Here is a 15,706-nt window from a genome sequence, read left to right on the forward strand (position 1 = left end):
ATGGGCGGGGGCGGGCTGCACGAAGCAGCGACCTTGCAGACGTCGCATGACGACGATCTGGCGCGCGCCTTGCTGTTGCCACGCTTTGACGCAATGCGTCACGCGCACGATGCCGCCCCGCAAGTCGACTGGCCGACCCGCAAACGTCATCTGACGGCGCTGATGGACATGTTGCACAAGTATCGTGCGCCCTTCGCGAAGGCCATCGATGAGGACTTCGGCGGGCGGTCGCAAGAAGAGACCGACATGCTCGAATTGTTTCCCTCGCTGGGCAATCTGAAGCATGCGCTGTCGCACACACGTCGCTGGATGCGTGGCTCGTCGGGTTGGGCAAACCTCTGGCTCCTGCCTGCGCGCCGCGCGATTGTTCCCCAGCCGCTGGGTGTCGTCGGTGTGATCGTGCCGTGGAACTACCCGCTGTTTCTCGCTGTGGGACCGCTCACCGACGCACTGGCCGCAGGCAACCGCGTGATGATCAAGGTTTCGGAAGTCACGCCGCGTTTTGCGGAAGTGTTTGCGTCGGCCATCGCCGAGACGTTCCCGCCGGAATGGGTGACCGTCGTGACCGGCGACGCGCAGGTTGCACGCGCCTTTTCGTCGCTGCCGTTCGACCATCTGCTGTTTACCGGGGCGACGTCGATCGGCCACCACGTGATGCGCGCAGCCAGCGAGCATCTCACGCCGGTGACGCTGGAACTCGGCGGCAAGTCGCCCGCGATCATCGGCCCGGGTGCGCGCTGGGAACACGCCGTGGAGCGCATCATGCTCGGCAAGCTGCTCAATGCGGGGCAGACGTGCGTCGCCCCCGACTACGTGCTGGTGCCGCGCGAAAAGCTCGATACGTTCGTGGCGACGGCGCGGCAGGTGGCGTCGCGCCTCTACCCGGATGCCGTGAACAACCCGCAATACACGAGCATCGTGTCGACGCGTCACTTCGAGCGGCTGTCCGGGCTGGCGGATGAGGCGGCCGCGCAGGGCGCTACGTCCCACCCCTTGTGCGACGCCCCGGCACAGGCGGCGCGCAGACGTCTGCCGCCGGTCGTGCTGACGGGTGTGCACGACGGCATGCGCGTGATGCGTGAGGAGATCTTCGGGCCGCTGCTGCCGGTGGTGCCCTATGACGATCTGGACGCCGCGATTGCGTACGTGAACGAGCGTCCGCGTCCGCTCGCGTTATACATGTTCGACACCGACAATGCGCGCATCGATCAGGTGGTGGACGGGACCATCTCTGGCGGCGTGACGATCAACGACACGTTGCTGCACGTGGCCGAGCATTCGTTGCCGTTCAGTGGCGTGGGGCCGTCGGGTATGGGCGGCTATCACGGCGAGGCGGGATTCCGCACCTTCTCGAAGGAGAAGCCGATCTTCCGTCAGGCACGCTGGAATGGCGGCGGTCTGCTCAACCCGCCGTACGGCAAGCGGTTCGCCGCGATGATGAAGCTACTGCTGCGCTGAGGGCCGGGCATGTCGTCGCAGTACGATCAAGCAGCCCAAAACAAAACCCCCGCCGGTTTGACCCGGACGGGGGTTTTGTCTGACTGACGCCGGTCGAAACCGGCGCCAGCCGTGAAGCGACTTCGCCGAATCAGGCGACAGCGCGCAGACCGGCGTCGGCCAGCAGGGCGTCGGCACGATCCGTGGCTTCCCACGAGAATTCCGGCTCTTCGCGGCCGAAGTGGCCGTAAGCGGCGGTCTTCTCGTAGATCGGACGCAGCAGGTCCAGCATCTGGATGATGCCCTTCGGACGCAGGTCGAAGTGCTTCTCGACCAGCTCGGCGATGCGCTGATCGCTGATCTTGCCCGTGCCGAAGGTGTTGACCATGACCGACGTCGGACGCGCCACGCCGATGGCGTACGAGACCTGAATCACGCACTTCGACGCCAGACCTGCGGCGACGATGTTCTTCGCGACGTAACGGCCAGCGTAGGCTGCCGAACGGTCGACCTTCGACGGATCCTTGCCCGAGAACGCGCCGCCACCGTGCGGTGCGGCACCGCCGTACGTGTCGACGATGATCTTGCGGCCCGTGAGGCCGGCGTCGCCTTGCGGGCCACCGATCACGAAACGGCCGGTCGGGTTCACCAGGAACTTGATGTCGCCCTTGATCAGGTCGGCCGGCAGCACCGGCTTGATGACTTCTTCGATGACGGCTTCGCGCAGCGCTTCGAGCGCGATGTCCGGCGCGTGTTGCGTCGAGAGCACCACCGTGTCGATGCTGTGCGGACGGCCGTTTTCGTACTTGATGGTGACCTGGGACTTGGCGTCCGGACGCAGCCACGGCAGACGACCGTCACGGCGCACTTGCGACTGGCGCTCGACCAGACGGTGCGACAGGTAGATCGGCAGCGGCATGAGTTCCGGCGTTTCGTCGCAGGCGTAGCCGAACATGAGGCCCTGGTCGCCTGCACCCTGATCGAGGTTGTCGTCGTGTGCGCGGTCCACGCCCTGAGCGATGTCCGGCGACTGGCGGTCGTAGGCGACCAGCACGGCGCAGCCCTTGTAGTCGATGCCGTAGTCGGTGTTGTCGTAACCGATGCGACGGATCGTTTCGCGTGCGACTTGCTGATAGTCGACCGTGGCAGTCGTGGTGATTTCACCTGCGAGCACGACGAGACCCGTGTTGCAGAGCGTTTCCGCAGCAACGCGCGCGTACTTGTCTTGCGTCAGGATGGCATCGAGAACGGCATCCGAGATCTGGTCGGCGACCTTGTCCGGGTGACCTTCGGAGACGGATTCGGAGGTAAAGAGATAGTCGTTCGCCACTTGTGGCTCCTCTAACGTATTTGGCGACTCACGTTGCCGTCATCGGAGGAGAAGCGGCGACGCTTTAGCGGAAAGTTGGTCGAATGGGCTGCCTATGTATGGTGGCTCACTCGAATCGCCCCGCAAGTTGTCAGTTAACTCGGCGATGTCGCTTATTATACGCCCCTGAAGAAATCCTGCTTGCGACATGGCTACCACTCCCAAGAAATCCCTCGGGTACTACCTCAGCGTGGGTTTGCTGCGCGGACTCAACCTGCTGCCCTATAGCTGGGTCGCGCGCTTTGGCGCAGGCGTCGGCCATGTGCTGTACTCGATTCCCAGCTCCCGGAAGCGGGTGGTGCACACCAATCTGCGGCTCTGTTTCCCCCATTGGGACGATGCCACCCGCGAGCGCGTGGCGCGGGCGTCCTTCGTCCATGCGATCCGGAGCTACGCCGAGCGCAGCTTTCAGTGGTTTGGCAGCGGCAAGAAGCTCGAACGGCTTATCGAACTCGATTCGGCCGTCGATCTCCGCGCCCCGGACATGCCCCCCACGATTCTGCTCGGCTTCCACTTCGTGGGCATCGAGGCGGCGTCCGTGTTCATCAACTACTCGCTGCACCGGCCCTGCGCCTCGCTCTATACGCCGATGTCGAACCCGGCGTTCGACGCCATGGCCCGCGAGCAACGCGGCCGTTTCGATGCCGAGATGATCCCGCGCGGCGACAGCGCGCGCGACGTGCTGCGCATGTTCCGCAAGAAGAAGCCGGTCATGCTGGCGGCCGATATGGACTACGGCGCGCGAAACTCCACGTTCGTGCCGTTCTTCGGGGTCGAGACCTGCACGCTGACGTCGGTGTCGCGACTGGCGGAAGTCGGCCGGGCGCAGATTCTGCCGTTCATCGGCGAAGTGCTGCCTAACTTCAAGGGCTACCGTCTGAAAGTGTTCCCGATCTGGGAAAACTACCCCAGCGGCGACCCGGACGCCGACGCACGCCGCATGAACGCCTTCCTCGAAGAGCAGATTCTCAAGATGCCGGAGCAGTATTACTGGGTCCACAAGCGTTTCAAGACGCGCCCCGAGGGACAGCCGGGCGTCTATTGACCGGCACCGGATGCGCGTCGACCTTCTCCACTACAATAGCGGCATGAAGCTCAAATTCACCAAGATGCAAGGCGCCGGGAACGACTTCGTCGTGATCGACGGCATCTCGCAGACCATCGATTTCACGCCCGAACAGTGGCGTGCGCTCGCCGACCGCCACTTTGGCGTTGGCGCGGATCAGTTGCTGCTCGTCGAACGCTCCGCCATGCCGGGCGTGGACTTCCGCTATCGCATCTTCAACGCCGACGGCGGCGAGGTCGAGCATTGCGGCAACGGCGCGCGCTGCTTCGTCAAGTTCGTGCGCGACACCGGCCTGACCGACAAGCAGACGGTGCGGGTCGAAGTGCAGCAGGGCGTGATTACGCTCACGATGCGTGAAGACGGCCAGGTCAGCGTGGATATGGGCGCACCGATTCTCACGCCGTCCGATGTGCCGTTCGACGCGTCCGGCCTGGAAGGCCGCCGCGAGGGCGACGACACGCTCTGGCCGCTCGACATCGCCGGCAAGACGACCTGGATTTCCGTGGTCTCGATGGGCAATCCGCACGCCGTGCAGGTGGTGGATAACGTCGACACCGCGCCGGTCGAGACGGACGGCCCGCTGGTCGAGCGTCACCCCCGCTTCCCGCGCCGGGTGAACGCCGGTTTCCTGCAAGTGGTGAGTCAGCACGAAGCGCGGCTGCGCGTGTACGAGCGCGGCGCGGGCGAAACGCTGGCCTGCGGTACGGGCGCGTGCGCGGCGGCAGTGGCGGGCATCCGTCGCGGTCTGCTCAAGGCACCTGTTGCCATCGAGACGCACGGCGGCACGCTCACCATCGACTGGGACGGCGCAAGCGGTCCGGTCATCATGACGGGACCGGCTGCCACGGTCTTCGAGGGTACGATCGAAGTCTGACGTCTTCGGCGTCAGGGCAGGCAGCATGGCATTGGTTTCAGACGGATTCTGATTTAGCGACCCAGGCGGCCGCACGTCACCCTTGTGTTCGGCGTATCGAATATGAGGTACGACAGGCGGCAGTTGACGAACAGCAGACGGACATTCATGAACGACCGAGATATTGCGGAATACCTGATTGCGCATCCCGACTTCTTCGAGCGCCATGCCGAATTGCTGGCTGGTGTGCGGCTCACCAGCCCGCACGGCCAGCGGGCGGTGTCGTTGCAGGAGCGTCAGATCGAGATGCAGCGCGAGAAGACCAAGCAGATCGAGCGACGCCTCGCCGAACTGATGCGCTACGGCCACGAAAACGACGATATCTCGGGCAAGCTGCACCGCTGGACCCTCGGTCTGCTGGGCGAGCGTGACCCGCACGCGCTGCCCGAGGCGATTGCCCGTGGTCTGCGCGACGTCTTCAATGTGCCGTTCGCGGCTGTGCGTCTGTGGAACGTGGCCGCGCCGTATCAACCGGCCGAGTTCGCCCGCAGCGTCAGCGAAGAAGTGAAGATTTTCGCGACGAGCCTGGTCACGCCGTACTGCGGCGCGAACACGGGCTTCGAAGCGGTGACATGGTTGGGCGCGCCGAGCGATCCCGCGTCCGTCGCACTGCTCGCGTTGCGCGACCCGCAAGTGACCGACGGCCCGGTCTTCGGCCTGCTCGTCATGGGCTCGGAAGACGCACGCCGCTTCCATGAAGGCATGGCAACCGACTTCCTCACGCAGATCGGCGAACTGGCCGGTGCTGCCCTCGGCAAGCTGCGCGCCAACGACTGAAATGCGCTCCGGAGCGGCGGCTGGCAAGGGAAAGGGGACGCGCGGGGCGACCGGGGTGACGCACGACACGTCGCCTGAATTGTCTCCTGACTCGCCGCCTGACTCGCCGCCTGAACCGCCGCTTGAGCCGGGCATCCGCACCTATCTGACGTCGCTGGCCAGCGAGCGCAAGCTCGCGGCGCTCACCCTGGAAAACTACACGCGCGACCTGCGTCAGTTGCAGCGTCTCGCGGGCGGTCGTGCGCTCGAATCGCTGCAACACGGCGACATCCGCCGCTTCGTGATGAAGCTGCATAGCGAGGGGCTGGTCGGCCGCTCGATTGCCCGCAAGCTCTCCGCCTGGCGCGGCTACTTCGCGTGGCTCGCTCAGCGCACCGCGCTCGCTGCGAATCCCGTCGAAGGCGTGCGCGCACCCAAACAACCCAAACCGTTGCCCAAGGCACTGTCGCCCGATCAGGCGTCGGCGCTTGTCGAGTTCGCGACGGGCACGTCGGCCGAGGCCGTGCGCAATCGCGCAATGTTCGAACTGCTTTACTCGTCGGGTCTGCGTCTGTCGGAACTGACGGGGCTTGACCATCGTTACGTCGAGGCCGACGGCTACCGTTCTGCGAGCTGGCTGGATCTGGCCGAGCGCGAGGTCGTCGTGACGGGCAAGGGCAACAAGCGGCGTCGCGTGCCGGTGGGCGAGAAGGCCGCGCAGGCGCTGGCGCAATGGCTGGAGATGCGCACGCCGCTGGCGACGGCCGAGCCGCACGCCCTGTTCCTGTCGGCGCGCGGCAAGCGCATCGGCGCGCGCGCGGTGCAGCAGGGGCTGGAGCGGCATGCGCTGGCCGCCGGACTGCCGACGCACGTGCATCCGCACATGCTGCGTCACTCGTTCGCGACGCATGTGTTGCAATCGTCCGGCGATCTCCGGGCCGTGCAGGAAATGCTCGGCCACAGCAATATTTCGACGACGCAGATCTACACGAAGCTCGATTTCCAGCACCTCGCCAAGGTCTACGATCAGGCGCATCCGCGCTCACGCAAGAAGCCGTGAGGCTGGCCCCGATGTCGCATCGCGCTGACGATGCGCTTTACGGCGTGCGCGCCGAGTCGGTGTAGAATCGCGTCCTTCCCCAGCAAGTCCCGCACGTTGTGCGTTGTGCCGTCCGTGCGCCGGAGGCCTCCCGCGTGTGGCCGAGCCGTAGCAGCTGCATCGGCCCGCCGTGCCGCGAGACTTGCCCGTCACCCGAATGCAACCGTTGGTCCGTCCCGCATGAATACCTTGACCCTCAAGCCCGGCAAAGAAAAGTCCTTGCTGCGCCGTCACCCCTGGATTTACGCCACCGCCGTGGCGCGTGTGGACGGCAATCCGGCCTCCGGTGCTACGGTCGTGGTGCGGGCCGCCGACGGCCGTTTCCTCGCGCGCGCCGCGTTCAGCCCGGTGTCGGCCATCCGCGCCCGCGTGTGGACGTTCAACGAAAACGAGCCGGTCGATCACGCGTTCTTCAAGCGTCGCGTGTCGGCGGCGCTGGCGTACCGCGAAGAGATGGTCCACGACACGGGCGCGACGCGTCTGCTCTTCGGTGAGGCCGACGGCCTGCCGGGCCTGATCGTCGACCGTTATCAGTCCGCGCCGGGCCAGCCGGAGACCGATCAGCTCGTCTGCCAGTTCATGGCGGCGGGCGTTGAAGCCTGGAAGGACGCCATTACCAAGGCGCTTGTGGGCGCGACCGGCTGCCCGAACGTCTATGAGCGTTCCGACGCGGCGGTGCGCGAGCGCGAAGGGCTGCCGAGCATTACCGGCGTGCTGGCCGGGGCCGAGCCGCCCGAAGCCCCCGAGTTGCTGACGACCCACGAAAACGGCGTGAAGTATTACGTCGACGTGCGTAATGGCCACAAGACCGGCTTCTACGTCGACCAGCGCGACAACCGTCGGCTCGTTCAGCAACAGGCCAAGGGCCGCGACGTGCTGAACTGCTTCTGCTACACCGGTGGCTTCTCGCTGGCGGCGCTGGCAGGTGGTGCGCAGAGCGTGCTGTCGATCGATTCGTCGGGAGAGGCGCTGGCGATTGGCGCGCGCAACGTCGAACTGAACGGTTTCGACGCCGCCCGTGCCGAGTGGCGCGATGCGGACGTCTTCAAGACGCTGCGTGCCCTGCGCGAAGAAGGCCGCACGTTCGACATGATCGTGCTCGACCCGCCGAAGTTCGCGCCGTCGGCGCATCACGTGGACCGCGCTGCGCGTGCGTACAAGGACATCAACATGGCGGGCTTCCGTCTGCTGCGTCCGGGCGGTCAGTTGCTCACCTACTCGTGCTCGGGCGCGATCGATGCCGATCTGTTCCAGAAGATCGTGGCCGGTGCAGCCGTCGATGCCGGTGTCGACGCGCGTATCCTGCGTCGCCTGTCGGCTGGCATGGATCACCCGATGCTCACGCAATTCCCCGAAGGCGAATACCTCAAGGGACTTTGGTTGCAGCGGATGTGAGTGCTTGCTTTCTTGGTGTGGCCCGTCCGCCGGGTATCAACCCAGCGTCAGACCGACCACGCCCAAGGCGATCAGTACGGCACCGCCCACGCGGCGGTGCATCTCTCCCTCTCCCAGCACCCGCACGCCGAGCAGCGCGGCGACCATCATCGACATCTCCCGCGCCGGGGCGACGTGCGAGACGGGCGCGTACTTGAGCGCCGTCAGGATCAGGAAGTAGGACATCGGCGAGATCGTGGAAATGATCAGGATCTTGCGCCAGTTGGCCTGCCACAGCACGGCGATGCGGGTCGGACGGGAGAGTGCCGTCGGCGCGGACAACACGACCCGCAGCACGTTTTCCAGGTAGTAGTAGACGAGCGGCGCGAGCATCAGGGTGCGGATGGCGTAGGCATCTGCCAGCGTATACGCCGCGATGAATCCGCCCGTCAGCACGCCCCAGCCTGCGCCCGCGTGCATGCTGCCGCGCCGGAACAGGCGTTCGCCACCGGCGATCACCAGCACGCCACACACGACCAGCGCAATGCCCACCAGCGCCAGCCAGCCCGGGCGTTCGCCCAGCAGCACGATGGCGCCGATGGACGACAGCAACGGGCCTGTGCCGCGTGCGAGCGGGTAGACGACCGAGAGATCGCCCACGCGGTAGCCGCGCTGCAAGACCAGGGTGTAGCCGTAATGCAACAGAGCGCTGACGGTGATGACACCCCAGCCGAGCGCTGACGGCCAACTGGCTTGTCCCGCGAGGAAATACAGCGCCAGCGGCGTGTAGATCACGACGGTCAGCAGGGCGTAGAGGAAGACCAGTTGCGGGCCACCGCCTTCGCGCGTATCGATGCGCTTGGCGACGAAATTCCAGGTGGCGTGCAGAAACGCGGCGGTGACGACGAGGGCGAGGGCGGTGAGCGACATGACGAAGGGGGTTTTTTGTGTCAATTGTATGACGCATTGCCGGTTCACTTCCCGTCACGTCGCCCCGATCTCATCCCATTCGTCGGCTAATATCCCGCCATTCCTGGTCCAAATGAGGCAACCTCGGGGCCGTCCGGACCAATTTGCAACTCGGTTGCAGCGCTGACGGCGCTGTGCTTAAATCGATTCATGAGCCTTACTCAATTACAACCGTATCTGGAAGCCGCCCGCACGAGCTTGCAGGAGCAATCGGGCCGCGTGACTTCGGGGCGTGTTCGTGTGCTGGCCTTGCTGCTCAAGGCAGGCCGCCCGCTCACACATCAGGAAGTGCTGGCCGATCTGGCCACCGACGCCGATCCGCTCGACCGCGTGACGGCCTACCGCGTGCTCGACTGGCTGGTCGCGCAGGGCTGGGCGATCAAGCAGGCGGGCGACGACCGTATCTTCCGCTTCGTCATGGCCGAGCACGTCGATCCCGAGCGTGCGAGCGCGCCGCGTCCGCATACGCAGCACGGTCATTTCCGCTGTGTACGCTGCCATCGAACTTTTTGTCTTGACGATTGGCCCCAGCATCCCCAATTGAGTGAGCGCGAACTCAAGCGTCTGCCCAAGGGTTTCGTGGGCGAACAGGTCGAGCTGCTGATTCATGGCACCTGCGCCCAATGTGCGGGCGCCACCAACTGACACGGCACACGCCGCCGCCGGCGCATTCCGATGCGCCGCATCATCACAGGACATTGCATTCATGACTCCCGTCACCATCCTGACCGGCTTTCTGGGCAGCGGTAAAACCACGCTGCTCAAGCGCATCCTGACCGAAGCGCACGGCATGAAGATCGCCGTCATCGAAAACGAATTCGGTGAAGAGAACATCGACAACGACATCCTCGTGCAGGACAACGCCGAGCAGATCGTGCAGATGAGCAACGGCTGCATCTGCTGCACGATCCGTGGCGACCTGGTGCAGGCGCTTTCGGATCTGAACAGCCAGCGCGACGCCGGTTCGATCCAGTTCGACCGTGTGGTCATCGAGACGACCGGCCTGGCGAACCCCGGCCCGGTGGCGCAGACCTTCTTCATCGACGACGAAGTGGCCGACACCTACCGCCTGGACGCCATCATCACGCTGGTCGACGCCAAGCACGGCCAGCAGCAGCTCGATCAGCACGAAGTGGTGCAGCGTCAGGTGGGCTTCGCCGACCGTCTGTTCATTACGAAGGCCGATCTGGTGACGCCGGATGCCCTCGACGACCTCAAGCACCGTCTCGCGCACATGAATCCGCGTGCGCCGCAGCAGGTAGTGGACTTCGGTCAGGCCGATCTTAAGCAGATCTTCGACATCCACGGCTTCAACCTGAACGACAAGCTCGACATCGATCCGGACTTCCTGGCCGCCGACGAGCACACGCACGACCACGACCACGGCCATGACCACGATCACGCGCACTGCGACCATGATCATGGGAAGTGCGACCACGAAGGTCACGACCACGGGCACGCTCACCACCACCATCACGCGCATCACGACGACGCCATCAAGTCGTTCGTCTTCCGCAGCGAAAAGCAATTCGATCCGGCCAAGCTGGAGGATTTCCTCGGGAGCATCCTACAGGTGTACGGCGAACGCTTATTGCGTTATAAAGGCGTATTAAACATGCGCGGTATCGACCGCCGGGTCGTGTTCCAGGGCGTTCACCAGATGATGGGTAGCGACGTGGGCACGAAGTGGCAACCCGGTGAGACGCCGAACACCAAGATGGTGTTCATTGGCGCGGAACTGCCGAAAGACATCATCCTGCAAGGGCTGGAGCGCTGTCTGGTCTGAGCGGAATCGCCGAATCCGGTGACGGGAAAGCCCTTAATCGGGACTGTCGAACGATTCGGTTACAATACCTGCCCACTGGGACCGCCGCCAGCGAATCGACGCGGCATTCCGGGGGGTAGGCAGGGGAGCACCGTCATGGCCACCGCCTCTCGCAAGACTGCCACCGCACGCCCCACGCGCCGGTCTGAACCGGCACTGGGCGCGGGCGCCAAGCGTGCTCCAGCAGGCAAATCGAAGACGGGCGACGAGGCCGCCGCCAAGAAGAAGGCGCCGCCCAAATCGCCCGGCAGGAAAGTAACCCAAGAAGCCGCCCGCGGCATTGCCGGTAAGCAAGACGTGCCACCCGCTACAGGGGCATCGCCGGATCATCCGAAAGAGACGCCACAGAAACCCATGAGCAAGCAACGACTTTTGACCGAGGCCGAAATTCTGAAGATGTCCGACAAGGACTACATGAATGCGGCTCAACTCGAATTCTTCAAGAATCGTCTGGAAGAGCTGCAAGCCGAAATTCTGCGTAACGCCGGGCAGACGACCGAGAACCTGCGGGAAACCGTGGTGGTTCCGGATCCGGCCGACCGCGCGACCATCGAAGAGGAACACGCGCTCGAGCTGCGCACGCGCGATCGCGAACGCAAGCTGCTGAAGAAGGTCCAGCAGTCGCTCGCCCGCATCGACTCGGGCGATTATGGCTGGTGCGAAGAAACCGGTGAGCCGATCGGCGTGCCGCGTCTGCTCGCCCGCCCGACGGCGACGCTGTCGCTCGAAGCACAAGAGCGTCGCGAACTGCGTCAAAAGCTGTTCGGCGACTGATCGTCGGCCAGCCGGCCCCGGCAACCGCGCGGTGGCGGTGCCCGGTGGCCTCAGTCGATCAAAGGCATGTCTTCGCGACATGCCTTTTTTCTTTCGCGGCTGTCACCGCTCAGCCGTTATCCCTGCGCTGTCATCCCTCATAGCGCTCGCGGGTGTTGTCACTTTATGGCAGAATTGCAACTCAGTTGCAATTCCTGTCACTCATGCCTTCCATCGACTCTGCTTCCATCCCGTGGTGTGTGCGTTCGCGCACGCGCATTGGACGTGGCCGCAGCGGATGGATCGTCTGGCTCATCACCGCACTGCTCTGCGTGCAGATTTGGGGCCTGCAACATGAGATCGCGCACGCACGCGAGCTGTCCGGCATCGGGCAACACACGTCGGGGCGCAGCGGCGCGCCAGCCGCAACGAACGCCGCCGAGGCTGCCGTTGCAAATATGGCGGACACCGCCGACACCGCCGACACCGCCGACACCGCCGACACCGCCGACACCGCCGACACCGCCGACGACGCCGACGACGCCGACGACGCCATCGCGGCCGACTGGTCCGCGCAATCGTCGCGCACGACGCCCGCCAGTTTCGGCACTCACCACCATCATTGCCATCTCTTCGAAGGGGCGACGCTCTCGGCTGCGATGGCCGTGGCGGTCCTCCAATGGGCAGGCGACGCCAGCGCGGCGCACGCACCGTTGCAGGTCAACGGACGAAGCCATGCGAGCGCTGTCGTCCTACCGTTCGACTCCCGCGCCCCGCCGGTCACGGTCTGAATCCCCGCGCATTGCCCTGTGAATCGTCGACTCGTCGACTCGCCGACTCGTCGACTCGCCGACTCGTCGTCTGAGACGTGCGGTCGACGCATTCGCATTGCCTTCGCGCGCACCTGACGAATTTCCACCTGCACGCACGCCGATCTGCGCCGCCAGACGGATGCCGCGCGTCCATTCGTCCCGTTGCTGCGCCGAAACACGGGGCCCCGGCCCCATCAGACCGAATACAAACATAAGACCGACATGGCCATCTCTACCCTTCGCGTCGCGCGTCAACGCGCGACGACCTCGCTCGCCCTGACTTCAGACGTGGCATCCGCAGCACACCGCCGCACGTCGCCCAGACTTGCACCGCTGCCGCTGGCGGCGGCGCTCACCTTCAGCGCTTTCGCCATCACCAGCCTGTCCGTTCAGGCGGCGGAAGCGTCGACGGACTCCCCGGCAGTCGCCGCTGCACCGGCCAGCCCCCCGGCCGCGCCCGAAGCTGCGCTGCCCGTGACGTTCGTCACGGGCAACCCGCTCGGACGCGCCGCCGCCGACCTCGCCGCCCCGCTCACGGAACTCGACGGTCGCGCGCTGGCGCTGCGCCGCGCCACCACGCTGGGCGAAACGCTGGACGGCCTGCCCGGCGTGTCGGCCACGTCGTACGGCCCGAACGTCAGCCGCCCGATCATCCGCGGCCTCGACGGCGACCGCATTCGCGTGTTGCAAAACGGCACGGCTTCGCTCGACGCTTCGTCGCTCTCCTACGATCACGCCGTGGCGCAGGACCCGCTCTCCATCGAGCGCGTGGAAATCGTGCGCGGTCCGGCGGCGCTGCTCTATGGCGGCAACGCCGTCGGCGGTGTGGTCAACACCATCGACAACCGCATCCCCCGCGAAGCGCTCAACGGCATTTCCGGCGCGACCGACTTCAGCTACGGCGGTGCGAACCGCGAGCGCGCCGGTGCGGCGCAACTCGAATTCGGCAACGGCCAGTTCGCGTTCCATGTCGATGGTTTTGCACGCAAGAGCGCCGACCTGCGCATTCCCGGCTTCGCCCGTTCGGCACAGCAACGCGCACGTGACGACGAAGATACGAAGCAACCGTCCGGCACCCTGCCCAATAGCGATGGCCAGACCAGCGGCGCGGCTGCGGGTGCTTCGTGGACGTGGGCCAATGGCTACGCCGGACTGTCGTACTCCGGATACGACTCCGACTACGGCACCGTTGCCGAGGAGAACACGCGCATTCGTCTGCGTCAGCAACGTCTCGCGCTCGCAAGTGAAGTGCGGAACCTGAGCGGCCCGTTCACGGCGTTCAAGTTCGACTTCGGCTACACCGACTACGAACACAAGGAAATCGAGAACGGCGTGACGGGCACGACGTTCAAGAACCACGGCTACGAGGGACGCATCGAGGCGCGTCACGCGAAGATTGGTCCGCTCGAAGGCGCGGTCGGTGTGCAGTTCTCGCAGAACACGTTCTCCGCACTCGGCGAAGAAGCGTTCGTGCCGAAGAGCGATACCACCAACGTGGCGTTGTTCGCGCTCGAAGAATGGGCCGTCAATCAGGCTGTGAAGCTCTCGTTCGGCGCACGCATCGAGCATTCGAGCGTGAAGCCGAGTTCCGGTGGCAACGAGCGCTTCGAGAACCTGCCGTCGCGTAACTTCACGCCGGGCAGCGTCTCCGCAGGCGCAGTGTTCGCGCTGGCACCGGCATGGTCGGTGGCGGTGAACACCTCATACACCGAGCGCGCGCCGACGTTCTACGAGTTGTACGCGAACGGCCCGCACCTCGCGACCGGCGTGTACGAGATCGGCAACGCGCAGGCGAAGATGGAAAAGGCCTTCTCCACCGACCTGGCGTTGCGCTACGAGAACGGTCCCAACAAGGGCAGCGTGGGCGTGTTCTACAGCCGCTTCTCGAACTTCATCGCGCTGAACAATACGGGGCAGACAGTGGAAGGCGAAGAGAAGCCGCTGCCGGTGTATCAGTACGCCGGGGTGCCCGCCGACCTTTACGGCTTTGAAGCGCAGGGCCGTGCACGCGTGTGGCAGGGCTACGGCGATGTCGACGTCGAACTGCGCGGCGACTACGCCATCGGCCGCAATCGCGACACGGGCGAGCCGCTGCCGCGTATCGCGCCGTTGCGTCTGACGGCGGCGGTCATTTACGGACTGGGCCACTGGGGCGCTCGTCTGGAAATGGTGCATGCGAGCAATCAGGGACGTGTCCCGTCCAACGATCTGACGACGAACGGCTACACCACGCTGGGCGCTGCGCTCACCTATCAGTTCAAGGCGGGCGGTGCGCAGTGGCTGGCCTATCTGAAGGGCGAGAACCTGACCAATCAGGAAGTGCGTCTCGCGAGTTCGGTGCTGCGCGACATTGCGCCGCAGGGCGGCCGCGCCGTTCGCGTGGGGTTGCGCACAACGTTCTAAGCGGCGTGGCGCGCTGAGCGTCCCGCAAAATCGAGGCAATTTCCGAGAAATTGCTTCGTGGCTTCCAATTCGCGCGGTGCAATGCCGCGTGAATGTCACGATCCATGCCGCTTCGCGCGGCATCGGTCCGTCGTCGACGGCACGTCTTGCGCGATGCCGTCGACGCCTCTTGATATTCTTTCGATTGCCCTAAACTACAGTCACGTCTCGCCCGGCAGGGCGCGTCGTCACCGATCTCACCGCTTTTCAACGGTGGTTCGGCGGTGATGGACGCGACGTCCGGGCCAATCGTTACGGGGCGCATGTCGCCCCCCGAAAAGGAACAGGCATGGAGCAATATCACGGCACCACCATCGTCTCCGTTCGGCGCGGCGATCAGGTCGCGCTTGGCGGTGACGGACAGGTCACGCTCGGCAACATCGTGATGAAGGGGACGGCGCGCAAGGTCCGCACGATCTATGACGGCAAGGTCATGGTCGGTTTTGCGGGCGCCACCGCAGACGCCTTCTCGCTGCTCGATCGTTTCGAGGCGAAGCTCCAGAAGCATCAGGGGCACCTCACGCGCTCGGCCGTCGAACTCGCCAAGGACTGGCGTACCGATCGTATGCTGCGCCGCCTCGAAGCGATGATGATCGTCGCCGACGCGGAAACCACGCTGGTCATCACCGGTAACGGCGATGTGCTCGATCCGGAAGGCGGCGTGGCGGCCATCGGTTCGGGCGGTTCGTACGCACAGGCGGCAGCACGCGCGCTGGTCGAGAATACCGATCTGACGCCGGCCGAGATCGTCAAGAAGGCGCTGACGATCGCGGGCGAAATGTGCATCTACACCAACGACAATCACATCATCGAATCGCTGCCGCCCAAGGCCGCGAAGTAACGACGGACGACGCACGTGCCGCAGCAGGTGGACTCCTGCGGCACGCTCTG

General features: G+C 65.0%; 14 protein-coding genes. 12 read left to right on the forward strand and 2 right to left on the reverse strand.

The features are described from left to right. The first annotated feature begins 93 nt into the window (after nt 1–93). On the forward strand, nt 94–1,458 hold the full coding sequence (locus PCO31010_RS08775; RefSeq protein ID WP_150664200.1) for a coniferyl aldehyde dehydrogenase: 1,365 nt from the start codon (nt 94–96) through the stop codon (nt 1,456–1,458). A gap of 130 nt (nt 1,459–1,588) precedes the next feature. On the opposite strand, the gene metK is transcribed toward PCO31010_RS08775, so the two are convergent. Next, on the reverse strand, nt 1,589–2,767 hold the full coding sequence (gene metK / locus PCO31010_RS08780) for a methionine adenosyltransferase (RefSeq protein WP_150575112.1): 1,179 nt from the start codon (nt 2,765–2,767) through the stop codon (nt 1,589–1,591). Nucleotides 2,768–2,954: 187 nt separating this feature from the next. Here metK and PCO31010_RS08785 point away from each other — a divergent pair, with 187 nt between their 5' ends. The 5 genes from PCO31010_RS08785 to PCO31010_RS08805 all read left to right on the forward strand — a co-directional run bounded on the left by PCO31010_RS08785 (nt 2,955) and on the right by PCO31010_RS08805 (nt 8,035). Further along, the gene (locus tag PCO31010_RS08785; RefSeq protein ID WP_150663910.1) at nt 2,955–3,851 is read left to right on the forward strand and encodes a lipid A biosynthesis lauroyl acyltransferase; all 897 of its coding nucleotides are present in this window, start codon (nt 2,955–2,957) and stop codon (nt 3,849–3,851) included. A 43-nt stretch (nt 3,852–3,894) separates the two neighbouring features. Further along, nucleotides 3,895–4,746 (forward strand): diaminopimelate epimerase, encoded by an 852-nt coding sequence (gene dapF, locus PCO31010_RS08790; protein ID WP_150663911.1) that lies wholly within the window; start codon nt 3,895–3,897, stop codon nt 4,744–4,746. A 147-nt stretch (nt 4,747–4,893) separates the two neighbouring features. Beyond that, complete coding sequence (locus tag PCO31010_RS08795; RefSeq protein ID WP_150663912.1) at nt 4,894–5,562, forward strand: DUF484 family protein; 669 nt, start codon at nt 4,894–4,896, stop codon at nt 5,560–5,562. 55 nt (nt 5,563–5,617) lie between these two features. Continuing rightward, complete coding sequence (gene xerC, locus PCO31010_RS08800) at nt 5,618–6,601, forward strand: tyrosine recombinase XerC (RefSeq protein WP_425495007.1); 984 nt, start codon at nt 5,618–5,620, stop codon at nt 6,599–6,601. 219 nt (nt 6,602–6,820) lie between these two features. Further along, the gene (locus PCO31010_RS08805) at nt 6,821–8,035 is read left to right on the forward strand and encodes a class I SAM-dependent rRNA methyltransferase (RefSeq protein ID WP_150663914.1); all 1,215 of its coding nucleotides are present in this window, start codon (nt 6,821–6,823) and stop codon (nt 8,033–8,035) included. A 36-nt stretch (nt 8,036–8,071) separates the two neighbouring features. Here PCO31010_RS08805 and PCO31010_RS08810 read toward each other — a convergent pair whose 3' ends face one another. Continuing rightward, a complete protein-coding gene (locus tag PCO31010_RS08810; protein WP_150663915.1) occupies nt 8,072–8,944 on the reverse strand; it encodes a DMT family transporter in 873 nt (290 codons plus the stop codon). A 189-nt stretch (nt 8,945–9,133) separates the two neighbouring features. On the opposite strand from PCO31010_RS08810, the gene PCO31010_RS08815 reads away from it, so the two are divergent. From PCO31010_RS08815 to hslV, 6 genes are all read left to right on the forward strand, one after another. Continuing rightward, nucleotides 9,134–9,628, forward strand: a complete 495-nt coding sequence (locus PCO31010_RS08815; protein WP_039394764.1) for a Fur family transcriptional regulator — start codon at nt 9,134–9,136, stop codon at nt 9,626–9,628. Nucleotides 9,629–9,689: 61 nt separating this feature from the next. Next, the gene (locus tag PCO31010_RS08820) at nt 9,690–10,769 is read left to right on the forward strand and encodes a CobW family GTP-binding protein (RefSeq protein WP_150663916.1); all 1,080 of its coding nucleotides are present in this window, start codon (nt 9,690–9,692) and stop codon (nt 10,767–10,769) included. Between the two features lie 393 nt (nt 10,770–11,162). Next, nucleotides 11,163–11,582 (forward strand): RNA polymerase-binding protein DksA, encoded by a 420-nt coding sequence (dksA, locus tag PCO31010_RS08825; RefSeq protein ID WP_039401961.1) that lies wholly within the window; start codon nt 11,163–11,165, stop codon nt 11,580–11,582. 203 nt (nt 11,583–11,785) lie between these two features. Continuing rightward, a complete protein-coding gene (locus PCO31010_RS26610; RefSeq protein ID WP_174984531.1) occupies nt 11,786–12,352 on the forward strand; it encodes a hypothetical protein in 567 nt (188 codons plus the stop codon). 243 nt (nt 12,353–12,595) lie between these two features. Then, the gene (locus tag PCO31010_RS08835) at nt 12,596–14,776 is read left to right on the forward strand and encodes a TonB-dependent receptor (protein WP_246184515.1); all 2,181 of its coding nucleotides are present in this window, start codon (nt 12,596–12,598) and stop codon (nt 14,774–14,776) included. A 328-nt stretch (nt 14,777–15,104) separates the two neighbouring features. Continuing rightward, entirely contained in the window at nt 15,105–15,656 is a 552-nt protein-coding gene (hslV, locus tag PCO31010_RS08840; protein ID WP_039394773.1) for an ATP-dependent protease subunit HslV, read from the forward strand. Nucleotides 15,657–15,706 lie beyond the last annotated feature (50 nt).

Source organism: Pandoraea commovens (genome assembly GCF_902459615.1).
In the GTDB taxonomy this organism is placed as follows: domain Bacteria; phylum Pseudomonadota; class Gammaproteobacteria; order Burkholderiales; family Burkholderiaceae; genus Pandoraea; species Pandoraea commovens.